Source organism: Halomonas maura, from assembly GCF_030409305.1.
Taxonomy (GTDB): domain Bacteria; phylum Pseudomonadota; class Gammaproteobacteria; order Pseudomonadales; family Halomonadaceae; genus Halomonas; species Halomonas maura.
Window position 1 is genome coordinate 50,275 of the sequence record NZ_JAUFPQ010000017.1, and the last position, 25,422, is coordinate 75,696.

Here is a 25,422-nt window from a genome sequence, read left to right on the forward strand (position 1 = left end):
CCCTCAACCATGCCTCTGCAGGGACGCGGCGATGCCGGCCGCCTGGGCGCCGACCACCAGGTGCCAGGCGCCCTGCCCCAGCGACTGGATCCCCCGGCAGCCCAGGGCCTCCAGGGCCGCGCCATCCAGCCGGGCCTCATCGGCCAGCTCGACGCGCAGCCGGCTATGGGCCAGGGCCTCCAGGCGACGCAGGTTGTCCACCCCGCCGAGCGCCTCGCGCCAGCGACCGAGCCGCTCGGCGTCGAGCGCCGGCGCCGCCGCGTCCCTCACCTGCGATGCGGACACTTCACTCGGCGAGGCGTCGTCCGGCTCGGCCACGCCCTCGGCGGCCATGGCGGCGCGGATCTCGTCGGCGACGCCGTCGGCGATCGGGCCGAGGATCACCTGCAGGCCACCGCCGCCCAGCTTGAGCACGCCACGGGCACCCAGCGCCTTGAGGGCCGGCTCGTCGATGGCGTCGGCCTCGCCGAGCACCAGGCGCAGCCGGGTGGTACAGGCGCCGACGCTGACCAGGTTGGCCGTCCCGCCGAGCGCGGCGACGAAGGCCGGGCCCCGCTCGCCGACGGCGGCGGTGGCCGCCTCGGCGGCCTCGCCCTCGGGCTCGCGGCCCGGGGTCGGCAGGTCGAAGCGGGCGATGGCCCAGCGGAAGACGCCGTAGTAGAGCACCGCCATGGCCAGGCCGACGGGCAGCATCATCCAGCCATGGGTGGACAGCCCGTAGGACAGCGCATAGTCGAAGGCGCCGGCGGAGAAGGTGAAGCCGAGCTTGACGTCGAGCCAATGCATTAGCGCCATGGAGACCCCGGTCATCACCGCATGGAAGACGTAGAGCAGCGGCGCCAGGAACATGAAGGTGAACTCGATGGGCTCGGTCACCCCAGTGAGGAAGGCGGTCAGTGCCAGCGACATCAGCAGGCCACCCACCCCGGCGCGGCGGCCGCGCGGCGCGGCATGGTACATGGCCAGCGCCGCGGCCGGCAGGCCGAACATCATCACCGGGAAGAAACCGGCCATGAAGCCGCCCGCCATGGGATCGCCGGCGAAGAACCGGTTGAGGTCGCCGGTGGCGCCGTCGAAGCTGCCGAACACGAACCACACGAAGCTGTTGAGCACGTGGTGCAGGCCGGTGACGATCAGCAGGCGGTTCAAGGCGCCGTAGACGAACTTGCCGAGCTCGCCGGCCTCGATCAACCAGTGGCCCAGCCCATCGATACCGGCCTGGATGGTCGGCCAGGCCCAGCCGAAGACGATGCCGAGCCCCACCGCCGCCAGCCCGGTGGCGATCGGCACGAAGCGCCGGCCGCCGAAGAACGCCAGGTAGTCCGGCATCTGGATGGTCTTGTAGCGGTTGTAGAGCAGGCCCGCCACGCTGCCGATGATCACCCCGGCCAGCACCCCCATGTTGATGTCGGGGTTGAGGGTCGTGAGCACGGCGTCCAGCACCAGGTAGCCGATCACCCCGGCCAGGCCGGCGGCGCCGTTGTTGTCATCGGCGAAGCCCACCGCCAGGCCGATGGCGAAGATCAACGCCAGGTTGGCGAAGATGGCGTCACCCGCCTCGGCGATGAAGGCGATATCGAGCAGGTCCGGCTGGCCCAGGCGCAGCAGCAGGCCGGCGACCGGCAGCACGGCGATGGGCAGCATCAGCGAGCGGCCGAGCCGTTGCAGGCCGGCCATGAGTCGGGAGCCGAGGGTGGTGCTCATGAGAGGATCCTCTCGTGGTTTGTTGTCGTGTCGAGAAGCTCGCTGGCGAACCAGGCCGACAGGCGCTCGCGCACCGCCGCGGCATCGTCGAGGGCGAGCAGCTCGGGAAGCGTCTCGGCCAGGGCCGCGGCGTCCAGCCGGCGCAGCACGGCCTTGATCGCCGGCACCCGGGCCGGTTCCACCGAGAGTTCGTCGACGCCCAGGGCTGCCAGCAGCGGCGCGGCCAGGTCGTCGCCGGCGGCGGCCCCGCACACCCCCACCGGGCAGCGCCCGGCGGCACCTTCCACGGTGGTCCGGATCAGCGTCAGCACCGCCGGGTGCAGCACATCGGCGCGCCCCGCCAGCCGCGGATCCTCGCGATCCATGGCCAGGGTGTACTGGGTCAGGTCATTGGTGCCGATGGACAGGAAGTCGGCCTCGGCGGCGAGCCGCCGGGTACCCAGGGCGGCGCTGGGCACCTCGATCATGGCGCCCAGCGCCGGCAGCCGGGTCACGTTCATCGACGCGGCGAGACACGCAAGGCGCTCCCTCACCCGGGCCAGCTCGCCGGCATCGGCGATCATCGGCACCATGATCCGCAGCCGCTCGGGGGCCGAGACGCCGAGCAGCGCACGCAGCTGGGTGTCGAGCAGCTCGGGGTGGCTCTCCCACAGCCGCGAGCCGCGCAGGCCCAGCGCCGGATTGGGCGCCTCCGGCAGGCGCAGATAGCGCAGCTGCTTGTCGGCGCCGATGTCCAGGGTACGGATGATCACCGGCTTGCCGCCCAGGGCGTCCACCGCCGCCTGGTATTCGCGGCGCTGATCGTCCTCGCTCGGCGCCGCGGGACGCTCGAGGAACAGGAACTCGCTGCGCATCAGGCCGACGCCGTCGGCGCCGGCCTCGGCGGCCAGCCGCGCCTCCTCGGCGGAGCCGATGTTGGCCCCCACCTCTACCGCGCGGCCGTCGCGGGTGACCACCGGCTCACGGGCGGCGGCACGCTCCCGGGCCGCGCGCTCGGTGCGCTCGGCGATGGCCGCCTCGACCTCGGCCAGGCGCGCGGCGTCCGGCGACGGCTCGAGCAGGCCGGCCCCGGCGTCGAGCACGGCACGCTCGCCGACGAGTTCGCCGAGGGCCTGGCCCATGGCCACCAGACAGGGGATGCCGCGGGCCCGGGCCAGGATCGCCACATGGGAGGTGGTGCCGCCGGCGGCGAGACACAGCCCGGCCGGGCGGGCCTCGGCCAGGGCCACCAGTTCGGAGGGCGTGAGGTCGTCGGCAAGCACGATGGCCCCGGCAGGCACCTCGGGCGCCGCCGCCTCGGCCTCGGCAAGCTCGGCCATCACCCGGCGCTGCAGGTCGCGCAGGTCGGCGACGCGGCCGGCGAGCAACGGATTGCCGCTGGCGGCCAGGCACTCGGCCTCGCCGTCCAGCGCCTCGCGCCAGGCCTGGCCGGCGCTGCGGCCCGCGGCCAGATGGGCCTCGGCGGCCCGGCGCAGGTCGGGATCCGCCAGCCAGGCCTGGTGGGCGGCAAAGATCTCCGCCTCGGCCGCCTGGCCGGCCGAGCCGGCGCGGCGATACTCGGCGTCGAGGGCCTCGCTCACGTCCTCCAGGGCCCGGGCCAGTCGCGCTGCCTCGACCTCCCGGCCCTCGCCGTTCCGGGGCACCCGGGGCAATGCCGGGGTGTAGGCCACCAGGGGACCGATCGCCAGGCCGGCGCTGGCCACCAGGCCGGGATACTGGCCGTCGGCGGCCTCGGCCGGCGGCGCCTGGGGCGCGGGGGCCGGCTCGGCGGCCTCCGGCGTGGTCAGCAGTCGCTGGGCGGCGTCCAGGGCCGCCTCGGCCCGTTCGCCCCGCGCCGTCAGCATCAGCGAGGTGCCCTCGACGGCGCCCAGGTTCATCAGTGCGCTGAGGCTGTCGGCAGAGGCCTCGCCGTCGGCCGAGGCCACCCTCAGGCTCACCGCATGATCCCGGGCGATGCCCCGCAGCCGCGCGGCGGGCCGGGCATGCAGGCCGGCGGCCAGTGCCAGGACGAAGTCGCGGGTGTGGGCCGGGCCGTCGGCCTCGGATGAGGTCGCTTGCCGCTGCATCGGGATCAGGGTCAGCAGCGATTCGCCCTTGGCCACACGGTGCCCGCCCGCGAGCGCGACGGGGTCGAGCCGGAAGCCGGCGGGTTCGGTGACCACCAGCGGCGTGATCAGGGCCTTGGCCCGCCGGGCCAGCAGGTCGGGGGCGAAGCGGCACAGCGGCTGGCCGGCGACCACCCGGTCGCCGGGCGCGACGACGAGCTCGATGCCCTCGCCGTCCAGTTCGACGGTGTCGAGGCCCAGGTGCAGCAGCAGCTCGACGCCCTCGACGGTGCGCAGGGTCACGGCATGGCCGGTCCGGGCGCACTGCACCACTTCGCCGTCGCAAGGCGCATGCAGGGTATCGCCCAGGGGGTCCAGGGCAACGCCCTCGCCCAGCGCGCGGCCGGCGAAGACCGGGTCCGGCACCGCGTCCAGGGGCAGCAGCACGCCGTCGCACGGCGCCTGCAAGGTCAGGGAAGGGATTGGCATGGAAGTCTCCATGGGGTTGTTGTTGTGCTCGGCCGAAGGAGGCGACGACCGACGATCAGACGGTGCGGGTGACCTTGCGCAGGTGCCGCGGCCGGTCCGGGTCGCTGCCCCGGGCCGCGGCCAGCCCCGCCGCCATGGTGTAGAAGCTCTGGATCACCGACAGCGGCTGCAGGTCGTCGTGGGCGGCATCGGTGAGCGTCAGCCGGCGCCTGGCGACGCCCGCATCGGCGGCCAGCAGCACCCGGGCGCCCACGCCCTCGAGCCAGTCGGCCAGCTCCAGCAGCCCGGCCTGCTCGGGTCCCGGCGGCGCGAACACCAGCACCGGATAGCCTTCCCCGATCAGCGCCATGGGCCCGTGACGCAGCTCGGCGCCGCTGAACGGTTCGGCCTGGATGGCGCAGGTCTCCTTGAACTTGAGCGCCGCCTCCTGGGCCACCGCCAGGCCGGGACCGCGGCCGATCACCATCATCCGCTCGACCCCGCCCAGCGCCTCGATGGCCGCTGACCAGTCCTGCCCGGCCGCCTCGGCCAGGCGGTCAGGCAGCGCCTCGAGTGCGGCCAGCAGCGTCTCGTCGCCGGCCCAGTGGCCAACCAGCTGGGCGGCGGCGGACAACGTCGCCAGGTAGCTCTTGGTGGCCGCCACGCTGTGCTCCTCGCCGGCGAACAGCGCCACCTCGTCGTCGCTGGCCTCGCCCAGCGGCGACTGGGGGGTATTGACCAGCGCCAGGGTGCGCGCACCGCCGGCGGCCAGCGCCCGCTGGGCGGTGACCAGGTCGGGGCTCTGGCCCGACTGGGAGATGGCCACCGCCAGCTGACCGGACAGCCGCCAGGGGGCGCCGGCCAGGGACGGCGGCAGCGAGGCCACCGGGATGCCCAGGTGCTTCATGATCAGGTAGCCCAGATAGGCCGCGCCGTGGTCGGAACTGCCGCGGGCCACGGTCAGGGCGCCGCTCGGCGGCGCCTCGCGCAGCCGGCCGCCCAGCGACGCCAGGACCTCGGCATTGCGCTGCAGCTGGCCGCGGATCCGCGCCGGGGCGTTGCGGGCTTCGTCAAGCATCAGTGACATGAGATTCTCCTTCGATGCGCCGGCCCGCCACGTGGACGGCCTGCAGGTTCAATCGGGGATCCAGCACCACCAGGTCGGCCCGGGCGCCTTCGCTCAGGCGCCCCAGGTCCTCGCGGCCCAGGAAGTCGGCGGGGAAGCGCGACAGCCGGTCGGAGGCCTCGGCCAGCGTCAGGCCGAGGCTCACCAGGTTGCGCAGTGCCTGATCCATGGTCAGGGTGCTGCCGGCCAGGGTGCCGTCGGCCAGCCGCACGCCACCCAGGCACTTGGTGACGGCCTGCTCACCGAGCCGGTAGTCGCCGTCGGGCATGCCCGCCGCGGCGGTGGAATCGGTCACGGCATAGAGCCGGGGGATGCAGCGCAGGGCGGCGCGGATGGCCCCGGGATGCACGTGCAGCAGGTCGGGGATCAGCTCGGCATAGTCGGCGTGGGCCAGGGCCGCGCCGACCATGCCGGGCTTGCGGTGATGCAGCCCGCTCATGGCGTTGAAGAGGTGGGTGAAGCCGCAGGCGCCGTGCTCGAGTGCCGCCACGCCTTCCTCGTAGCTGCCCAGGCTGTGGCCGAGCTGCACGCGGATGCCGCGCTCGCTGAGCTCGCGGATCAACGTCAGGTGGCCGGCCAGTTCCGGGGCCAGGGTCAGCAGGCGGATCGGCGCCAGCCGGCACAGCGCCTCGACCTCCTCGAGCCCCCCGGGCCGGGCATGGGACGGCTGGGCGCCGAGCTTGCCGGGATTGATGTAGGGGCCCTCCAGGTGCACGCCCAGCACCCCGGCGGCGTCCGGCGCCGGGTCGGCCAGATAGTCGCCGATCTCGCCGAGCACGCGGCGGACCTCGCCGTCCGGGGCGGTCATGGTGGTGGCCAGCAGGCCGGTGGTGCCGAAGCGTGCATGGGTGCGCGCCACGGTGGCGAGTGCCGTGCCGCCCTCCATCACGTCCGCCCCGCCGCCGCCGTGGACGTGCAGGTCGATAAAGCCGGGCAGGATCCGCGGCAGCGTATTGTCGTCGGGATCCACCGCCGCCCCGGGCAGCGCGGTGAGGCGCCCGTCGTGCCAGCGCAGCTCGCCGAGCCGCCAGCCGTCGGGGGTCAGGACATTGCCGTAGTACTTGCCATCGTGCATGGGGGCTCCATCAGCGCGTGAGTTCGACCACGAAGTCGTAGTAGTCGGTGCGGCAGTAGGTGACGGTCAGCTCCGCCGGGGTGCCATCGGCCAGGTACCCCAGGCGCGTGACCTCGAGCAGCGCCTGGCCCTCGGGCACCCCGGCGAGGCCCGCCAGCTCGGTATCGGCATTGACGGCGCTGACGTGCTGCAGGGCCCGGGCGACCGGCCGGCCGGCGGCCTCGAGGGTCGCGTAGAGCGAGGTCTCCACCGCTTCCGGATCGCCGAGGATCGTCGCGGGCAGGCAGCTCTCCTCCACCGCCATGACCACGCCGTCGGCCAGGCGCAGGCGACGCAGCCGCGCGACCCGCGCATCGCCGCCGAGGCCCAGGCGCAGGCTCTCCTCGGCGGTGGGCGTGGCCAGGCGACGCGACAGCCATTGCGAGCGCGGCGTGAAGCCCCGCAGGGTGAGCATCTCGGTGAAACTGACCAGGCGGGTCAGCGGCTGGTTGAGCCGCGGGGTGATGAAGGTGCCCGAGCCCCGGGTCCGCCGGATCAGGCCCCGCTCGGCCAACCGGTCCAGGGCCTTGCGGGCGGTGATCCGCGAGACGTCCAGGGTCTCGGCCAGGGCGCGCTCGGACGGCAGTGCCTCCCCGGCCTGCCAGGCCCCGGCTTCGATGGCCTGCTCGAGCCGGCTGGCCAGCTGGTGATAGAGCGGCGTGGAGAGGGTGGCGTCGAGACGCAGCTGCTGCAGGCGATCATCCATCGGGCGAGCTCTTCGAGGAAGGTGATAATACCAATATAGACCACTAGCAATACCAATCAAATACCAATAGTCCCCGACCTTGGTCGCAGGATCGCGCCGGGACGCCCCCGCGACCGGACGAACGACCGGACGAGCGACCGGGAGGACAGGGGGTAACGCAACAGGCGCGTCCCCCGATTGGCGCGGGCTGGCGGAATCCGTATAGTGGCCCCCCTACCCCGCCAATCGATCGTGACCATGCTGCAGAACAACTCGGTGCTTGCTCAGCTCAAGCAACAGATCCGCGACAACACGCCCCGCGTCGTGGGCGTCATCAAGGCCACCGACCGCGGCTTCGGTTTCCTCGAGACCGACGACGGCGAGTCCTACTTCGTGCCGCCCCCCGCCATGAAGCAGGTCCTTCACGGCGATCGCGTCGAGGCCGTCCTCCACGAGGAAGGCGAGAAGAAGTCGGTGGAGCCCGACACCCTGGTCGAGACCGGCATGGAACGCTTCATCGCCCGCGTGCAGAAGCGCGACGGGCGCCTGGCGGTGATTCCGGACCATCCCTCGGTGAACAACGTGCTCAAGGCGCGCATCAAGCGCAGCCTCGACGAGGCGAGCATCGGCGACGGCGACTGGGTGGTGGCCCGGCTGGTGCGCCATCCCCTCAAGCCCGACGACCGTGCCTTCTTCACCCAGATCGACGAGCTGGTGGCCAAGACCGACGACCCGGCCGTGCCGTGGCGCGTGACCCTGGCCCGTCATGCCCTGGAGCAGGAATGCCCCGACGCCGGCGACGACTGGCCGCTGCGCGACGAGGGCCTGGCGCGCGAGGACCTGACCGCCGAGCCCTTCTTCACCATCGACGGCGAGAAGACCCGGGACATGGACGATGCCCTGCGCATCGAGCCGCGCGCCGAGGGTGGCTGGCGCCTGACCGTGGCCATCGCCGATCCCACCGCCTATGTGGAGGAAGGCCACGCCGCCGACCTGGAAGCGCGCACCCGCGCCTTCACCGTCTACCTGCCGGGCCAGAACGTGACCATGCTGCCCGAGCAGTTGGCCGACGACCTGTGCTCGCTGTGGGAGGACCGCGACCGGCCGGTGCTGGCCTGCGCGCTGGACATCGAGGCCGATGGCAGCCTGGGCGATTACCGCTTCTTCGCCGCTACCGCCCGCTCGCATGCCAAGCTGGTCTACGACCGCGTCTCCGACTGGCTCGAGGGCCAGGGCGACTGGGCGCCGAGCGAGGTCGTCGGCGAGCAGCTCAAGGCCCTGGCCGCGCTCACCGAGGCCAGGGCCGACTGGCGGGCCCGGCACGCCCTGGTGTTCAAGGACCGTCCCGACTATGTCTTCGACCTGGACGAGGCGGGCAACGTGCTGGAGATTCGTACCGAGCAGCGGCGCATCGCCAACCGCATGATCGAGGAGTCGATGATCGCGGCCAACGCCTGCTGCGCGCACCTGCTGGCCGAGCACGTGGGCCACGGCATCTTCAACGTCCACCGCGCCTTCGAGCCGGAGAAGGCCGAGGCCGCCCACGAGTTCCTCACCGCCCAGGACATCGCGGTGGCCCCCGAGGCGCTCACCGAGCTGCCCCGCTACCGGGAGCTCAAGCGCGAGCTCGAGGGACGCGATGACGCCTGGCTGGACGCGCGCCTGCGCCGCTTCCAGGGCTTCACCAGCATGTCCGCGCGCCCCGGCCCCCACTTCGGCCTGGGCCTCGAGGCCTATGCCACCTGGACCTCGCCGATCCGCAAGTACGGCGACATGGTCAACCACCGGCTGATCAAGCGCGTGCTCAAGGGCGAGCAGGCCCCGGCGGAGGCCAGCCAGGCGCTCACCGAGCAGCTCACCGAGCGCCGGCGCCTCAACCGCATGGCCGAGCGCGAAGTGAAGGACTGGCTCTATGTGCGCTACCTGACCACGTCCGCCGAGGCCGGCGAGGCCTTCGATGCCGAGATCATCGCCATCAATCGCGGCGGCATGCGGGTCCGCCTGACCGCCAACGGCGCCACCGCCTTCATCCCGGCGCCGCTGATGCATAGCGACCGCGACAAGGTGGTGATCGACGACAAGGAGGGCCGCATCCAGATCGAGGGCGAGGAGCGCTTCAAGCTCGGCGATCACCTGCGGGTCGCGCTGACCGAAGCCCGCGAGGAGACCCGCTCGCTGGTCGGCCGCCCGGTCGACTGAGTCGCGCCACGCGCCAGCTTCCCAGCAACGGCGGCCTCCGGGCCGCCGTTTTCGTTCGGGCTGTCGTCGAACTGTCGCAAAGGCCGGATACCCTGACGGGCGAGTCCACGGCTCGACCGGAGGGAGCCTTGCATATCGCCGATGTCACCATGTTCCACGCCCCGGCCAGCGGCGGCGTGCGCACCTACCTCCAGGCCAAGCAGCGCAGCCTCGCCACCCGGCCCGGCCTGCGCACCAGCCTGCTGGTGCCCGGCGCCGAGCGCGACAGCCTGGGCGACATGCATGCCCTGCCCGCCCCGCGGCTACCGCTGGGCCAGGGCTACCGCTTCCCGCTGCGGCGCGCCCCCTGGCGCGACGCCCTGGTGGGGCTCGGCCCCGACCTGATCGAGGCCGGCGACCCCTACGTCACCGCCTGGGCAGCGCTGGAGGCCGGCCAGGCCCTGGGCGTGCCGGTGGTGGGCTTCTACCATTCCGACCTGCCGCGGTTGATGGGCGACCGCTTCGGCGCCGGCGTGCGGCGCCGCCTGCAGCGCTACGTGGTCGATCTCTACGCTCGCTTCGACAGCGTGCTGGCGCCCTGCCGGACCATGGCCGAGCGGCTCGCCGGCTGGGGCGTCGAGCGGGTGCGGGTGCAGCCGTTGGGCGTCGACCTCACGACCTTCCACCCCGACCGGGCCGACCCGGCATGGCGGGCCTCGCTGGGGCTCGCCGATGACACCCGGCTGCTGGTCTTCGCCGGACGCAACTCCCGGGAGAAGCAGGTGGACGTGCTGCTGCGGGTGATGCAGCGACTGGGCCAACCCTATCATCTGCTGCTGATGGGCCCGGGCATGCCCACCCGGGTGCCCGACAACGTCAGCGTGATCTCGCGCTACTGCGACCGGCGAGAAGTGGCCAGGGCGCTGGCCAGCGCCGACGCCATGCTGCACGGCGGCACCCGCGAGACCTTCGGGCTGGTGGCGCTGGAGGCCATGGCCTGCGGCCTGCCGGTGGTGGCGGCCCGGGCCGGGGCACTGATCGAGAACGTGCCGTTGGGCGCCGGGCGGCTCTGCACGCCGCTCGCGGCGGAGGACATGGCGCGTGCCGTGGAGGAGCTGTTTCTCGACGACGTGGCGGCCAGCGGGCGTCGCGCCCGCCGCCACGTCGAGCGACGCTTCCGCTGGGACACGGTCATCGACGGCCTGCTGGACCACTATGGCGAGCTGACCCCGGCGCTGGCGAGCGCCGGCCTCGCGCGACATGGCTGAGGGGCGCCGGCCGACGCGCCTCGGGGTACGCGCGGGATGGCTGGCGCTGGCCCTGGCGGTGGTGGCGCCTCTGCTGTTGAGCTGGTGGTTGGGGGGCCAGGGAGCCCTGGCCGCGATCGGCGACTTTCCCGTGTCGCTGCTGGCCCTGATGGCGTGCATCGCCGTGCTCTGCTGGAACCTCAATGCCGCCCGCTGGCGCCTGCTGCTCGCCGGTCGGGCCGGTCGCCTGGGGCAGCGTGGCGCCCTGGTCATCGAGATGGCCGCCAAGTTCGCCCTCTGCGCCACCCCGGCGGGGACCGGCGGCGCCGCCACTTTCCTGCTGCTGCTGGGCCGGCGCGGCTTTTCCCCGGCCCGAGCCTCGGCCATCTATCTGGTCGACCAGTGCTGCGATATGCTGTTCTTCGCGCTGATGCTCGCGCTACTGGTCGCCACGACCCTGGTCGGCGCGATCGACTGGCCACACCGCACGCTGATCGGCGCCGCCCTCCTCGGCCTGGGCCTGGTGCTGCTCGGCCTGGGACTGACCCTGGCCTGGCTGCCACGTCTGCTGAGGCGTCGCCCCTGGTCTGCCTGGCCCGGCCCGGAACGGCGCCGGCGAATCGCCCGCCAGCTGCTGAGCGGTCGCCGCACCCTGATCACCACCTTACGCCTGCCCCCGGCAGTGCTCGCGGCGATCTTCGGGCTCTGTTGCCTCCACTGGCTGCTGCGCTACAGTCTGCTCTACCTGGCCGTGGCCGGCATCCTCGGCCAGGACGGGGCGCTGGCCGACTGGGCCTGGACCTTCCTGGTGCAGATGCTGGCCATGGCGGCCAGCCAGTTCAGCGTGCTGCCCGGCGGTGCCGGCACGGCCGAGCTCAGCGTCGGCGCCCTGCTGCTGCCACTGATGGAACACGACCAGGCCGCCGCCGCCGTGGTGGTGTGGCGCCTGGTCAGCTATCACCTCTACCTGCTCGCCGGGGGCCCGGTCTTTTTGGCCGTGGTCGGCACGGCCCTTCGGGGGGAGCGGAGCACTGCCCGGCGTCCCGCCTGAGCCGTGCCCGGGTCAATCGGCGCGCAGGGCCCGGGCCAGCATATCGGTGATCGGCTTGGCCAGGTAGCTGGCCAGTGTCCGGCTGGCGGTGTGCAGGCGGACCTCGGCCGGCATGCCGGCCATCAGGCGCATCGCCTCGGGCATCGCCTCCCGCTCCGCCTCGCTGACGCGGATCCGTACCTTGTAGTAGCGCCGCCCCGTTGACTCGTCCTCGAAGCTGTCGGCGGAGACCCGCCGCACGGTCCCCTCGATGACCCGCGAACGGCCACGGTTGAAGGCACTGAAGCGGATCTCCGCGGGCTGCTCGGGATAGACATTGTCGATGTCGCTGTCGGCGACCCGGGCCTCGACGACGAAGGCCTCGCCCTGGGGGACGATCTCCAGGATCGTGGTACCCGGCTCGATGACCGCGCCCCGGGTATGCACCGCCAGGCCCACCACCGTCCCCGCGACCGGCGCCTCGATGGTGGTCCGCCGGCGCTGGTCGCGCAGCGCGGTCAGGCGCTCCTCGGCGTCGGCGATCTGCCGCCGGGTCTCGCGCAGGCGCTCGCCCACCTCCTGGCGGAATTCCTGGATCCGCACCTGCTTCTGCAGGTCGTTCTCGCTGATCTGCGAGCGCAGACGCGCGATCTCGGTACGGTGCTGTTCGATCTCGCCCTGGTACTGCAGGATCTCCCGCTCCAGCTCGCGCAGGCGACGGTTGTCCCCCAGGCCATCCTTGAACAGCGAGCGGTAGGCCTCGGCATCCTCGCGCAGCGAGGCCAGCTGGTCGCGGCTGACCCGGATCATCGACTCGCGGCCTTCGATGCGCCGATGCAACTGCTCGGTCTGCTGGTCCAGGGACGCCAGCGCCCCGTCGAGGGCCTCCCGGCGGGCATGAAAGAGGCCGCGCTGCACCGCCGCCAACTGCTCCAGCCGCGCCTCCTCGGGATCGCGCAGTTCCGGGGGGAAGCGCAGCGTGTCCTGGTCGGCCTGCTCGGCCATCAAGCGGACCTCGGCGGCACGATTGATCAGATACTGCGAGCGGGCGATCTGCAGGCGCGACTCGACCCGGGTGTCATCCAGCACCACCAGGGTCTGCCCTTCCTCGACGCGGTCGCCGTCCTCGATATCGATGCGCTGGACGATGCCGCCCTCGAGATGCTGTACCGTCTTCTTGGCGGAGGCGACCGTCACCCGCCCCGGCGCGATGACCGAGACCGCCAACTCGGCCGTCAGGGCCCAGCCACCGAAGCCGCACAGGCAGACCAGCACCAGCGCCAGCCCCAGGCGACGATGGAGACGGTCGTCGACCGGCGGCACCCGGGGAGACTCGACGGGGGAAGAATGGCTCATGGGGCCTCCGAATCGCTGGGCTGACGGCGGGCCACCTGGCCGGCCCCTGCCTCGCCATCGCGCCCCGCCATCCGCGCCAGCACGCGATCCCGCGGGCCGAACAGCCGGACACGCCCCTTCTCGAGGACCAACAGCCGGTCGACCCGGCGCAACACACCCGTGCGGTGGCTGATGACCAGCAGGGTGACGCCTTCCCGGCGCAGGGCGTCCATGGCGTGGGCGAGGGCCTGCTCACCGTGGTGGTCGAGGTTGCTGTTGGGCTCGTCCAGGACGACCAGGGCGGGACTGCCGTAGAGCGCGCGTGCCAGGCCGATGCGCTGGCGCTGCCCCGCGGACAGCAGCCCGCCGCTCGCCTCGATGCGGGTGTCGTAGCCATCGGGAAGGCGCAGGATCATCTCGTGGACGCCGGCACGGCGGGCGGCCTCGATCACCTTGTCGCTGTCGACGGTGGCAAAGCGGGCGATGTTCTCGCCGATGGTGCCGCCGAACAGCTCGACGTCCTGCGGCAGGTAGCCGAGGTGGGGCCCCAGGGCCTGGCGATCCCAGCGCGTGATATCCGCCCCATCGAGGCGCACGCAGCCGTCCCAGGTCGGCCAGACCCCCAGCACCAGTCGCGCCAGGGTCGTCTTGCCCGAGGCGCTGGGGCCGATGATGCCGACCTGCTCCCCCGGCGCGAGGCGCAGGTCGACGCCGGCCACGATGGGATGTGACCCGCCTGGCGCCCCGGCGGTGACGGTTTCCAGGGCCAGCCGGCCCTCGGGGCGGGGCAGCGACATGACGGGCGCCGAGGGCGGCTGCTCGCGGAACAGTGCCTCGAGACGGCGGTAGGCGGCCCGCGCCCCGACGATGCCGCGCCAGCTACCGACCAGCTGATCCACCGGGGCCAGCACGCGCCCCAGCAGGTTCGACCCGGCGATCATCATCCCCGGCGTGATCCGCTCATCGAGCACCAGCAGGGCACCGAGCCCCAGGATCAACGACTGCAGCAGCAGGCGCAGGGCCCGGGTGAGGCTCGAGAGCATCGCCGCCCGGTCACTGGCCCGTGACTGCAGCCACAGCCCGTGCCGATGGCGCGCCAGCCAACCTCCGGCGATGCTCGACAGCATGCCCATGGCATCGAGCGCCTCGGCATTGCGCAGGTTGCCGGCGGCCAGCTCCCGGGACCCGCTCTGCTCGCGCCCCGCCGCATCCAGTAGCCCCCGGGTGGCCTTCTCGCTGGCCACGACCAGCGCCAACAGGATGACACCGGCGAGGCAGGCGAAGGCCCCGAACCAGGGGTCGAACAGGTACAGCAGGCCGAGATAGACCGGCACCCAGAGGACATCGAAGAAGGCCAGCAGCCCGCCCCCGGCCAGTCCCTGGCGCAGGGTCGCGAGGTCGTCCAGGGGCCAGGCGGCCTGCCCACCCGAGCGGCACAGGCCACGTCGGAACATCGCCGCGTGCAGGGGCTCGCTGACCCGGGCATCGAGGCGGTTGCCGAGGCGCACCAGGATGCCCGACCGCACCCACTCGAGGCCGCCGACCACGATGAACAGGAAGATCACCACCAGGGTCAGCATCAGCAGGGTCTCTTCGCTGCCGGTGGTGATCACGCGGTCGTAGACCTGCAGCATGTACAGCGCCGGCGTCAGCATCAGCAGGTTGAGACACAGGCTGAACCCGGCCACCCAGAACAGGGAGTCGCGGCAGGCAGTCAGCGCGTGGCGCAGTGTGGTGTTCGCATCAGACGCCATAACGGAATACAGACCTCCTTGCCGGGGAGAACTGCCCCGTCTCCCTGCTTCAAACAAGCCGATGGTCGATCGACATCAGCGCGTGATCCTGGCCATTGTCCGGCACGCCGTTGACGCCCTTCGGCGCCATATAGAACACTAAAAAAGCCGTGTCTTATCACGGAACGTGCGGCACCATACCTGCCAACCTTCCCATCTTCAACCTCTCGATTGCGTCTCCAAATGCCGACAGCATCGGACTGTTTTATCGCAAGATTTATCGCGGTAATCGGGTGGGAATGGCCAGGAGGTGTGTCGCAATATTCAGACAAGAAAGGAGTCCTTTAATGAGTTCAACCATCGAGGTTGGCACGGACACCAGCGCCGACGAACTCGAGTCATTGATACGGGATGCCGCCCCCGGCAGCACCGTGAAGCTCGCCGCCGGCGACTTCGAATTCGATGACGCCATCACCATCGACCGCTCCGACGTCTCCCTGATTGGTGCGGGGAGCGGAGACACGCGACTGACCTTCACCGACACGGCCCTGTCTCGGGATGAGGATCACGCGATTCATGTGAATGGCAGCGAGAACACCGACCTGGGTGAGCTCGCCGGCGACGCGGGACAGGGTGCACGACGCCTGACGCTGGACGACACCCAGGAGCTGGCCGTCGGCGACACCATCCGGGTCTGGCAGGACAACGACGACGCCTTCCTCGACGCGATCGGCGACCACTCCTGGCGCAAGGTGGAACACGCGGAACTACGCACCAGCATGGCCAAGGTCACCGGCGTCGAGGGCAACGAGGTCAGCCTCGATCGCGGCGTCCGCTTCGATTTCCAGTCGGGCCAGGCCAAGGTGGAGAAACTCGACACGGTGGATAACGTCAGCCTGAAGGGCTTCAGCGTCGACTTCGAGCTCGGCGAGGCCGACGCCGGCGAGTTCTCGAACACCCAGGACGACCTGACCGACTATCGCGCGGTGCACCTGGAAGGCACGGTGAACAGTGACCTCGAGGACATCCGGGTCGACGATGGTCCGTCCACCGCCTTCCGCTTCTCCCGGGCCATGGATCTCCAGGCCGACGACCTGCAGGCCCACGGCGCCTTCAACAAGGGCAGCGGCGGCAACGGCTACGCCTACGAGCTGCACGAGAGCTACGACGGGCAGCTCAGCGGCCTCGAGGACAGCGGCATGCGCCATGGCCTGGTCTTCGCCTCCTGGCGGTCCTCGGCGGGCAACGACGTCGAGGTGGCGTCCACCACCCGGGACGTCAACTTCCACGGCGGGCGCGATCATGACAACAGCGTCCGCGTGCGGCGCTCCGAGCGGGACCCGGAGGCCGATGAGCTGTCACCGAGCCTGTATGTCAACGAGCACGGCGAGAGCTTCGGCGCCCCCACCGACGCCGAGGCCAACCGTGTGGCCTTCGACTACGTTCAAGGCTCGGGCCGCGAAGACCAGATCCAGGGCTCGGACGACGGCGTCTACCTGGATGGCGGCCTGGGAGACGACGTGCTGCTGGGCGGTGCCGGCGACGACATCCTCCAGGGCGGGCCGGGCGATGACTGGTATGACGGCACCGACCGGCTCGACGGTGGCCAGGGCGTCGATACCGCGCGCTACACCGGCGACTTTTCCGCCCACGAGATCGCCTTCACCGAGGACGGCCCCGTGGTGACCGGCCAGGGCAGCGAGGACACCCTGGTAGACATGGAGTTCGCGGTCTTCGGCGACGGCACCACCCTGCACCTGGCCTCGGGCAACGCCTTCGCCGGCACGGCCCTCGAGACGCCCGACGCCGAGGAGATCCTCGCCGGCGACGGGCAGACCCCGGCCCTGCTGGACGAGGACGCCGAGTTACTGGTCACCGGCAACGTCACCAGCCAGTGGTCGGATGGCTACGTGGCCGAGGTCTTCGTCGAGAACGTCTCCGATGACGACATCGTCAATCCCGAGGTCGGTTTCGATCTGCCCGCCGGGATCGACACCCTGTGGAACGGCGAGCTGGGCGAAGGGACCGACGGCTATCGCGTCCAGGACGACAACGCCAACACCCTCGCTCCGGGCGAGGCCTGGCGGTTCGCCTTCCAGGCCAGTGGCGAGGACGACACGCTGCCCGACGAGATGACGGCCAGTGGGCCGGAGGGTCAGTCCCTGGACGTGCAGGTCCTCGGACTGGGCAACACCGCGATCGAGGAAGTGGCCGCCTGAGGCCGGCTGCGCGACTCACGCGGTGAAGGAAGGGCACCCCCGGGTGCCCTTTTTCGTGCACTGTCGCCCGATGGCGTCAGCGTGGCTGACACCCCCGCCCCAGGCCCCGGTTCCGGCGGCAAACGGGCATCACCACCAGCGGGATTCTCATACTTTTTTACTATAAATAAAGACAAGCTGATACAGGAAAACAGCTCGGATATTTCATCCATAGATACTGATATTTCTTCATCGACCTCTGAAAGCCCTAACATATCAATTTCTTACCGACGAAGGGTGGCTCATCGACGGAAATCGTCCCCCACCAGCCCTTCCATTCTTCCCACTCGACGCCGCGCGCGCCCGTTTTACTTGCCCGACAAGCATAGTTAGGATTCCCGGCCAGGGAGGCGGAGCAACGGCGAGCATGGCGCCACGCGCGTGCGCAAGCCCTCACGCCATTGCCGTCGCCGATCGACATGTCGGCCCCGGTCTTGCGATGTGCTCTGCCGTGCCACCGACCGACACCACAAGAATTGACACGCCAGGCGCTTCCAGGGGGCGAGACTCATGACGACCATCGATATCGATCCTTCCATCACGGCCGACGATCTGCAGACGCTGATCGACGAGGCGCCAAGCGGCGCCACCCTGCGCTTCGCCGCCGGCCATTACGCCTTCGATCATGCCCTGCACGTCTCTCGCTCCGACATCTCGCTGGTCGGCGCCGGCGCCGGCGAGACGGTGCTGACCTTCAGTGACCGGGCCCTGTCGAGCAACGACTACGCCATTCGGCTCGACGGGACGGAGAAGAGCTATACGGGGGCGCTGGCCACCGACGTCAGCGAGGGCAGCCGCCAGCTGACGCTGGCGGACGGCCACGACCTCCAGCTCGGCGACACCCTGCGCCTCTGGCAGGACAATGACGAGGCCTTCTTCGACGATATCGGCGACACCAGCTGGCGCAAGGTGGCATATGCCGAGCAGCGCACCAGCATGGCCAGGGTCGAGTCGGTGGACGGGAATACCATCACCCTCGACCGTGGCGTGCACTTCGACTTCGCGGCCGGCAAGACGCAGGTCGCCCGCATGGAGACCGTCAACGACGTCACCCTGGAGGGCTTCAGCGTCGACTTCGCGCTGGGTTCTCCCGACCCGGGCGCCTTCGAGAACACCCTGGAGACGCTGGCCGGCTACCACGCCATCCTGCTGACCGGCACCACGGAAACCCGGCTCGCCGACATCCGGGTCAATGACGGCCCTTCCACGGCCTTCCGCTTCTCCAGCACCCTGGATCCCGTCGCCGAGGACCTCGAGGCCCACGGCGCCTTCAACAAGGGCAGCGGCGGCAATGGCTACGCCTATGAGCTGCACGAGAGCTACGACGGCCGGTTCACCGGGCTCGAGGACAGCGGCATGCGCCACAGCCTGGTCTTCGCCTCCTGGCGGTCCTCGGTGGGCAACGAGGTCCAGATCGTCTCCACCGACCGCGATGTCAACTTCCACGGCGGCCGCGATCACGACAACAGCGTCCGCGTGCTGAGTTCCATCCGCGACCCGGACACCGACGCCCTGTCACCGGCGCTGTACATCAACGAGGAAGGCGAGAGCTTCGGGGCTCCCACCGATGCCGAGGCCAACGAGGTGGTGTTCGACTACCTGATCGGTTCGCGTCGCGACGACGTCGTCCAGGGCTCCGACGATGGCGTCTACCTGAACGGCGGCGCGGGGCATGACGCGCTGTCGGGAGGCAGCGCCGATGACGTCCTCCAGGGTGGCCCTGGTAACGACTGGTACGACGGCAGCGACACGCTCGACGGCGGCCAGGGCATCGATACGGCCCGCTACACCGGCGCCTTTGCGGACCACGACATCCAGTTCGCCGAGAACGGCGTGATCATCACCGGCCAGGGCAGCCAGGACACCCTGACCGATATGGAGTTCGCGGTGTTCGGCGACGGCATCACCCTGCACCTCGCCTCGGGCAATGCCTTTCGCGGCTCGCCACTGGCGATGCCCCGCCCCGAGGAGATCCTCAGCGGTGGCGGCGACGCCCCGGCGTTGAGCATCACCAGTCAGGTCACCAGCAGCTGGTCCTCGGGCCATGTCGCCGAGGTGTTCGTCGAGAATGTCTCCGATGCCGACATCGTCAATCCCGAGGTCGGGTTCGACCTGGCCGCCGACCTCGACACCCTGTGGAACGGCGACGTCACCCGGGATGGCGACCGCTACTGGGTACGGGACGACAGCGACAATGTCCTCGCCCCGGGCGACAGCTGGCGCTTCGCCTTCAAGGCCTATGGGGAGGAAGCGCCGCCCAGCCATGTCGCGGCCCGGGACGAAGCCGGCCAGCCCCTGGAGATCCTCGGCAAGGGGGGAGCGACCCCCGCCCTGCTGGATGACGACGCCGAGCTGCTGGTCACCGGCAATATCACCAGCCAGTGGTCCGATGGCTACGTGGCCGAGGTCTTCGTCGAGAACGTCTCCGACGACGACATCATCGACCCCGAGCTCGCCTTCGACCTGCCTGCCGAGATCGACACCCTGTGGAATGGCGATGTCAGCGGCAGGGACGGGGGCTACCTCGTCCGCGACGACGGCGACCTCACCCTCGCCCCCGGCGAGAGCTGGCGCTTCGCCTTCAAGGCCTACGGCGAAGATACTCCGCCCGCCGAGATGACGGCCCAGGATGTGGCGGGTCAGGCCCTGGACGTCCAGGTCCTCGGGCTCGGCAACGCCGCGATCGAGGAAGTGGCCGCCTGAGTCCGCGAGCCGACCGGAGACACCCAGGGTGTCCCCGGTCGGCTCGCACGTCCCCTGGCCGTTAATCCACTACACTTCCGTATGAGGCTTAATAAGCAAAATCCATTACAAAGCTAGTTCGTCCCGACTCACGCCAGCGGGGCGACGCCAAGGAAGCTGCCCATGGCCAACTTCTGGGGACTGCGCGCCAAGTCCACCCTGACGCTGCTGATCGCCTGCCTGCTGGCACTGGTGCCCGCATTGCTGATCGGCTGGCAGGCGATCGATGAAGTCCGGCGCCACTTCGCCAGTGGCTATGCCGAGCAGTACACCCTGCTGCACATGCAGAAGATCCTCACCCCCGTCTCCCGGGAGCTGGCGCTATCGCGCCGCCTCGCCGACTCGGTGGTGACCCGCGAGTGGCTCCTGGCCCCGGAGGAGCCCGACAAGCGCCGGCGATTCTTCCGCGAGGCGGAGGGCGTTCGCGAGCAATTCAGCGGCGACGCCTACTTCGTGATTCACCACGCCACGGGCGACTACTACTTCAACGACGGCACACGCGCCGAGAGTCGCTCGCCACGCTACCGGCTCGCCTCCGAGGATCCCGATGACGCCTGGTATTTCTCCACCATGAACAGCACCGGGGCCTACAACATCAACGTCAACGTGGACCAGAAGCTCGGCGTGACCAAGGTCTGGTTCAACGTCAAGGTACGCCACGGCGATCGCCCGCTGGGGCTCGCCGGCGGCGCCCTCGACCTGACTCGCTTCCTCGACCGCTTCCTCCGCGACAACGCCCCTGGCCTGACGCCGATGATCGTCAACCCCAGGGGGGCCCTGCAGGCCCACCCCGAGCGCGACCTGGTGGCCTTCAGCAGTGGCATCGGCGCGGGTGGCGCCGGCGAGGAGCGGCGCATCCAGTCGCTGCTCGGCAACGACGACCATCGCGCACGCTTCGAGGCGACCATGCAGGCGGCCATGAACGCTCCCGGCGAAGTGCGTACCCTGATGGCCGAACTCGACGGCCAGCCCCGCCTGCTCAGCGTCGGCTATATCCCGGAGCTGGACTGGTTGCTGGTCACCGCCCTGGACCTGGACGCAGCCCCGATCCTCGACAGCCGTTGGCTGTGGTCGCTGGCCGGCGCCCTCAGCCTGATCCTGGTCATCCTGATGGCCGGCTTCGCCCTCGGCACCGAGCGGCTGATCCTCGGCCCGCTGCGCCGCCTCCAGCAGTCTGCTCGGGCCATGGCCGGCGGCGATTTCGACCATGTCCTGCCCACCGAACGCGATGACGAGATCGGCGAGCTGTCACGGGATTTCTCGCACATGGTTCAACAAGTCGAGCGCCATACCCAGGACCTGGAGGACAAGGTGCGCCAGCGCACCCGCGACCTGGAGCAGGCCAATGCCGAGATGGCCCGGGCCCGGCGTCAGATCGACGCCTCCCTGGAATATGCCAGCATCATCCAGCGCGCGATCCTCCCCAGTCGCCAGCTGCGGGATCACCTGCCCCGCCATCATGCGGTCATGTGGCGGCCCCGGGATATGGTGGGCGGCGACTTCTATGTGTTCCGCGCCACCGAACGCGGCTGGCTGATGGGGGTCATCGACTGCGCCGGCCATGGGGTGCCGGGATCCTTGATGACCATGCTGGCTCGGGCCATCATCGACAATGCCATTCTCCACGTCGGCGCCGACGACCCCGCCGCCATCCTCAACGAGACGGACCGCCAGAACCGCAGTACCCTGCACAAGGACACCCTGCCCCGCTCGATCGCCACCAACATGGACATGGGCCTGGTATGGGTGGATCCCGTGGCCGGCCGGCTGACCTTCGCCGGCGCCAAGATGTCGCTGTATGCCAGTGACGGTGACCGGCTCGAGGTCCATGCCGGCGGCAAGCGCGCCCTGGGCGACAAGCGCGCCATGACCTATGAGAATCAGGAGATGCCCCTGCACCGGGGCTGGACCTACAGCCTGGCCACCGACGGCTTCCTCGACCAGGCCGGCGGCGAACACGGCTTCGGCTTCGGCCACACCCGCTTCGAGGCGATGCTCAGGCGCCATGCCCGCGAGCCGCTGGCCCGTCAGGTCGAGGCCTTCGGCGAGGCCCTCGACCGCTACCGAGGCGACCTCCCCCAGCGTGACGACATCACCCTGCTGAGCTTCCGCTTCGACGACGAGCCCCCGACCCCGCTGAGCGTCAGCGGGGCGTCCACCGCCCATCCCGAACGTCCCGTCCACCAGGAGATGTCATGGACCTGCTGACACTGCGCGACAACTACCTGAAGCAACGCATCATGCTGTGCTTCAACGGCCCGATCTCGCGCAGCCTGATCGAGGAGATCGGCCATGCACTGCGCAACTATCTGAACAGCCAGTCCGCGGCCGCCTCCGCGGCGATGGACGTCTTCGCGGTCTATATCGAGATGACGCAGAACATCCGCCACTATGCCCGCCGCCAGGGCTATGACGAGACGCAGGCCACCGCCACGGTGGCGGTGGCTCGGGACGCGGCGGGGCGCTACCTCGTCTCGGCGGGCAACCTGGTAGAAGCGGCCGACGGGCGGCGTCTGGTCGACGCCGTCGAGCAACTCGCCAGCCTAGACGCCGCCGCGCTCAAGCAGGCTTACAAGCAACAGTTGCGCCGCCCCCGGGAGGATGCCGAGAGCGGCGCCGGACTCGGCCTGCTCGACATGGCCCGCAAGGCGTCGCGCCCCCTCGAGGCCACCCTGCAGCCATTGCCCAGCGGGCAAGGTTTCTTTAGCCTGACAGCCACTATCTAATCCGGACCCTGCCCATGATCCAAGATCTGAATATTCCCGGTAGCCCGTCCACCCCTGCGATCCAGACCGACTGGCAGACCGGCCGACTCAGCATGCAAGGGGATTCCTATCCGGAGAACGCCTACGAGCTGTTCCGCCAGGTCACCGACTGGACGGAGGCCTACCTCGCCCATGCCTCGGCTCCCCTCACCCTCGACCTGGAACTCGTCTACCTCAACACCAGCTCGGTGAAGGGGATGATGGATATCTTCGACCTGCTCGAGGACGCCCACCAGCAAGGACGCGAGGTCGGCGTCATCTGGCGCTACGACAGCCGTAACGAGCGCATCGCCGAACTCGCCGAGGAGTTCAAGGAAGACTGCAGCTATCCCTTCGCCATCACGGCGATGCAGGCCGCCCCGTGACGCCCCAGGACCAGGCCCTGCTCGACCGGGTGGCGGCGCTGATCGACAGCGATGCCTACCGGGGGCATCCGCTGCACGAGGCCCTGAGCCAGCTCTATGCCCATCACCTGGAACAGCGCGAGCGCCTCGAACGGCTGATCAACATTGCCGACGGCTATCAGCAGACCGCCCACGAGGACCTCGATGCCACGCGCCACCAGCTGCAGCGCCAGCTCAAGCGCCAGCGCAAGCTATCGCGCATCGCCGACCGCTACCAGGCGCTGCTGCGCGAGCGCAACGACGCCCTGGTGGACGCCGCGACCCTGGACCCGCTGACCGGCCTGGCCAACCGTCGCCTGATCGACGAGCAGCTCCAGCACCTGGCGGCAGACGCGCAGCGTCATGCACGCCCGTTCACCCTGGCCATGATCGACATCGACCACTTCAAGCGCGTCAATGACCACCATGGCCATGCGGCCGGGGACCGTCTGCTGGTCGCCCTGGCCAAGGCCCTGGCCGGCGAGCTGCGGGCGGTCGACCACTGCGCCCGCTGGGGCGGCGAGGAGTTCCTGGTGGTGCTGCCGGCGACGTCGCTGGACCAGGCGGAGCCGCTGGTGACCCGGCTGTGCGAGCGGCTGCGCGCCCTGAGCCTCACCTTCGAGGGCAAGCGACTGCGCCTCACCGCCAGCATCGGCGTGGCCCAGCATCGCCTCGACGACGACGTTGCGACGACCATCCAGCGCGCCGACGAGGCCCTGCTCATCGCCAAGCGCGAGGGCCGCGATCGCTGGCGCGTCGCCGACTGACGCGGCCGCCGTTCGCAGGCAGCCGCGTCGGCAGGCCGACGGCCTCAGCCACCGGCGTTCGCGGGCGCGTAGTCGCCGCGGCGACTGGCCGTGGACCGGGCGATCCGATAGCCGACCGCGCCGGCCATGACCAGCATGGCCCCGCAGCCGGCCGCCAGCAGGTAGGCACCGGTCACCGCGCCCTCCCCCAGGCCATAGGCATCGGCCAGCCCGTCCAGCGTCGACGCATAGTGGCGCCACAGGAAGAGCCCCACGGCGATACCGGCCAGGATGGTGGACAAGGCCACCCAGCGGGTGAGCGGGGCGAGGCGTGCCTCCGCCTCCCGGTCGTGACGATGCAGGAAGGCGAGGTAGTCCCGCTCGGCCTCGCTGACCCTGGTCAGCCGCGAGACGCTCAGGATCACCAGCAGCGCGGCCAGGGTGCTCAGCACCACGGGATGCAGATAGACCGGCAAGGCGATCCAGCCCGCCTGATCGAGCAGCGACAGCACCAGGTTACCGATGAAGCCCACGCCCAGCCCCCAGCCGGCGCCTGCGGCGGTGATGCGGCGACTCCAGATGCTCATCAGCGCCACCGGTCCCCAGGAGGAGGCAAACAGGGTCGCTGCGAACCAGACCACCGCCATCACCGCGGGCGGCTGGAACAGCGCCAGGATCAGGGCGGCGAGCCCGGCTCCCAGCACGGCAATGCGACTGGTGCGCATGGCCGCCACCTCGCTGCGCGAGGCCGGGAGGATGTCGTTGGCGATGCTGAAGCCGATGATCGACAGGAAGGTCGAGCAGGAGGAGAGCCCGGCGGCGAACACACCGGTGAGGATGACCACCCCCAGCCAGGCCGGCAGGACATTGAGTGCCGCCCAGACCATGGCCCGCTCGGCGTCGAGCCCGGTGTCGTAGAGATTGATCGCCGCCCCGGTGATCATCATGAGGGCATAGAAGATCGCCAGGGACACCGCGGTGAGCATGGCCGAGCGCATCACCACGTGCTCGTTGCGCGCCATCAGGTAGCGACTCGACTGCCAGGGGCTCGCCGCCAGCACGGCCGCCCAGACCAGCCCCAGGGTCAGGCCCCAGACCAGCGCCTCGCCGGGCGTGGCGAAGCTGGCCTCCGGCCCCGTCAGCATTCCGTGCCAGAGGGCGATGCCGGGCCGCGCCTGCTGGGCCAGCAGCCCCTCGATGACACCGCTCCAGCCGCCGAGATCCTGGATGATGTAGACCGAGCCTCCCACTGCCGCCAGCGAGAAGATCACGAACATCACGGTATCGGTGAGCATCACTCCGGGTGAGCCCGAGTAGAGGATGAAACCGGTGTAGGTCAGCCATACCAGCACCAGCCCTACCCAGTAGGGCAGCCCGGTGAGTTCGGCGAACATGATCCCGGCGCCCTGCATCACGCCCAGCAGGTAGGCGCCCAGCCCCAGCACGGTGGTCAGGCCGGCGATGGCCTGGACGCGACGCGAGGCGAAGCGCTTGCCGAAGAACTCGGGCACGGTCAGCGCTTCGCTGCGGCGCAGATAGCGGCCGAAGACCATGGCCCCCAGCAGGCAGCCGGCCGTGCTGATGGCGGCAAAGATCAGCATCACGAAGGGATACCCCTGGTAGGCGAAGCCGGTCTCGCCCAGGAAGGCGCTGGTACTCAGGTAGCTGGCCACCAGGGTGCCGAGAATCAGGAAGGTGGGGGCGTTGCGGCCGGCGACCAGGTAGTCGTCGAGATGCTTGACGCGACGGCCGGCCAGGTGACCGATGAGGAAATATCCGACCAGGCTGATCAGGATGGCGAGGGTATAGACCATGGCGTGCCTCGATGAGAGTGGCTGAAGAAACTCCGGCCGGCCATCTTGC

Annotated in this window: 17 protein-coding genes; 9 read left to right on the forward strand and 8 right to left on the reverse strand. The window is 70.3% G+C overall.

Annotated elements, in window-relative coordinates:
* Nucleotides 1-3: 3 nt before the first annotated feature.
* From nagE to QWY76_RS10350, 5 genes are read right to left on the reverse strand one after another with little or no spacing between them, the layout of a single operon-like run.
* Nucleotides 4-1,704, reverse strand: coding sequence for an N-acetylglucosamine-specific PTS transporter subunit IIBC (gene nagE / locus QWY76_RS10330; RefSeq protein WP_290311104.1), 1,701 nt, complete (start codon nucleotides 1,702-1,704; stop codon nucleotides 4-6).
* Nucleotides 1,701-4,238: a phosphoenolpyruvate--protein phosphotransferase gene (ptsP, locus tag QWY76_RS10335; protein ID WP_290311105.1), complete on the reverse strand. Its 2,538-nt coding sequence runs from the start codon at nucleotides 4,236-4,238 to the stop codon at nucleotides 1,701-1,703. The genes nagE and ptsP overlap by 4 nt, the downstream gene beginning before the upstream one ends.
* Nucleotides 4,239-4,293: 55 nt before the next feature.
* On the reverse strand, nucleotides 4,294-5,304 hold the full coding sequence (locus QWY76_RS10340) for an SIS domain-containing protein (protein WP_290311106.1): 1,011 nt from the start codon (nucleotides 5,302-5,304) through the stop codon (nucleotides 4,294-4,296).
* Complete coding sequence (nagA, locus tag QWY76_RS10345; protein ID WP_290311107.1) at nucleotides 5,288-6,418, reverse strand: N-acetylglucosamine-6-phosphate deacetylase; 1,131 nt, start codon at nucleotides 6,416-6,418, stop codon at nucleotides 5,288-5,290. The genes QWY76_RS10340 and nagA overlap by 17 nt, the downstream gene beginning before the upstream one ends.
* A 10-nt stretch (nucleotides 6,419-6,428) precedes the next feature.
* The gene (locus QWY76_RS10350; protein ID WP_290311108.1) at nucleotides 6,429-7,163 is read right to left on the reverse strand and encodes a GntR family transcriptional regulator; all 735 of its coding nucleotides are present in this window, start codon (nucleotides 7,161-7,163) and stop codon (nucleotides 6,429-6,431) included.
* Between the two features lie 237 nt (nucleotides 7,164-7,400).
* Here QWY76_RS10350 and QWY76_RS10355 point away from each other — a divergent pair, with 237 nt between their 5' ends.
* The 3 genes from QWY76_RS10355 (at nucleotide 7,401) to gpgF (ending at nucleotide 11,618) form a co-directional block, all read left to right on the forward strand.
* Entirely contained in the window at nucleotides 7,401-9,341 is a 1,941-nt protein-coding gene (locus QWY76_RS10355; protein WP_290311109.1) for an exoribonuclease II, read from the forward strand.
* 128 nt (nucleotides 9,342-9,469) lie between these two features.
* On the forward strand, nucleotides 9,470-10,588 hold the full coding sequence (gpgS, locus tag QWY76_RS10360; RefSeq protein WP_290311110.1) for an N-acetylglucosaminyl phosphatidylglycerol synthase: 1,119 nt from the start codon (nucleotides 9,470-9,472) through the stop codon (nucleotides 10,586-10,588).
* On the forward strand, nucleotides 10,581-11,618 hold the full coding sequence (gpgF, locus tag QWY76_RS10365) for a glucosaminyl phosphatidylglycerol flippase (RefSeq protein WP_290311111.1): 1,038 nt from the start codon (nucleotides 10,581-10,583) through the stop codon (nucleotides 11,616-11,618). Before gpgS ends, gpgF begins: the two co-directional genes overlap by 8 nt.
* A 12-nt stretch (nucleotides 11,619-11,630) precedes the next feature.
* Here the strand turns inward: gpgF and QWY76_RS10370 are convergent, their stop codons facing one another.
* A complete protein-coding gene (locus QWY76_RS10370; RefSeq protein ID WP_290311112.1) occupies nucleotides 11,631-12,953 on the reverse strand; it encodes an HlyD family type I secretion periplasmic adaptor subunit in 1,323 nt (440 codons plus the stop codon).
* Nucleotides 12,950-14,686 carry a type I secretion system permease/ATPase gene (locus QWY76_RS10375; RefSeq protein WP_290311114.1) on the reverse strand — a complete coding sequence of 579 codons (1,737 nt, stop codon included), beginning with the start codon at nucleotides 14,684-14,686 and terminating at the stop codon, nucleotides 12,950-12,952. The genes QWY76_RS10370 and QWY76_RS10375 overlap by 4 nt, the downstream gene beginning before the upstream one ends.
* Before the next feature lie 326 nt (nucleotides 14,687-15,012).
* Between QWY76_RS10375 and QWY76_RS10380 the strand changes: the two genes are divergently transcribed.
* The 6 genes from QWY76_RS10380 to siaD all read left to right on the forward strand — a co-directional run bounded on the left by QWY76_RS10380 (nucleotide 15,013) and on the right by siaD (nucleotide 23,580).
* A complete protein-coding gene (locus tag QWY76_RS10380; protein WP_290311115.1) occupies nucleotides 15,013-16,884 on the forward strand; it encodes a cellulose binding domain-containing protein in 1,872 nt (623 codons plus the stop codon).
* A 549-nt stretch (nucleotides 16,885-17,433) separates the two neighbouring features.
* Nucleotides 17,434-19,626 carry a cellulose binding domain-containing protein gene (locus tag QWY76_RS10385; protein ID WP_290311116.1) on the forward strand — a complete coding sequence of 731 codons (2,193 nt, stop codon included), beginning with the start codon at nucleotides 17,434-17,436 and terminating at the stop codon, nucleotides 19,624-19,626.
* Between the two features lie 162 nt (nucleotides 19,627-19,788).
* On the forward strand, nucleotides 19,789-21,873 hold the full coding sequence (gene siaA, locus QWY76_RS10390; RefSeq protein WP_290311117.1) for a biofilm regulation protein phosphatase SiaA: 2,085 nt from the start codon (nucleotides 19,789-19,791) through the stop codon (nucleotides 21,871-21,873).
* Nucleotides 21,861-22,391 (forward strand): biofilm regulation protein kinase SiaB, encoded by a 531-nt coding sequence (siaB, locus tag QWY76_RS10395; RefSeq protein WP_290311118.1) that lies wholly within the window; start codon nucleotides 21,861-21,863, stop codon nucleotides 22,389-22,391. Before siaA ends, siaB begins: the two co-directional genes overlap by 13 nt.
* 14 nt (nucleotides 22,392-22,405) lie before the next feature.
* The gene (gene siaC, locus QWY76_RS10400) at nucleotides 22,406-22,795 is read left to right on the forward strand and encodes a biofilm regulation phosphoprotein SiaC (protein WP_290311119.1); all 390 of its coding nucleotides are present in this window, start codon (nucleotides 22,406-22,408) and stop codon (nucleotides 22,793-22,795) included.
* A complete protein-coding gene (gene siaD, locus QWY76_RS10405) occupies nucleotides 22,792-23,580 on the forward strand; it encodes a biofilm regulation diguanylate cyclase SiaD (protein ID WP_290311120.1) in 789 nt (262 codons plus the stop codon). The genes siaC and siaD overlap by 4 nt, the downstream gene beginning before the upstream one ends.
* 44 nt (nucleotides 23,581-23,624) lie before the next feature.
* Here the strand turns inward: siaD and QWY76_RS10410 are convergent, their stop codons facing one another.
* Nucleotides 23,625-25,373 (reverse strand): sodium:solute symporter family protein, encoded by a 1,749-nt coding sequence (locus QWY76_RS10410; protein WP_290311121.1) that lies wholly within the window; start codon nucleotides 25,371-25,373, stop codon nucleotides 23,625-23,627.
* Between the last annotated feature and the right edge of the window lie 49 nt (nucleotides 25,374-25,422).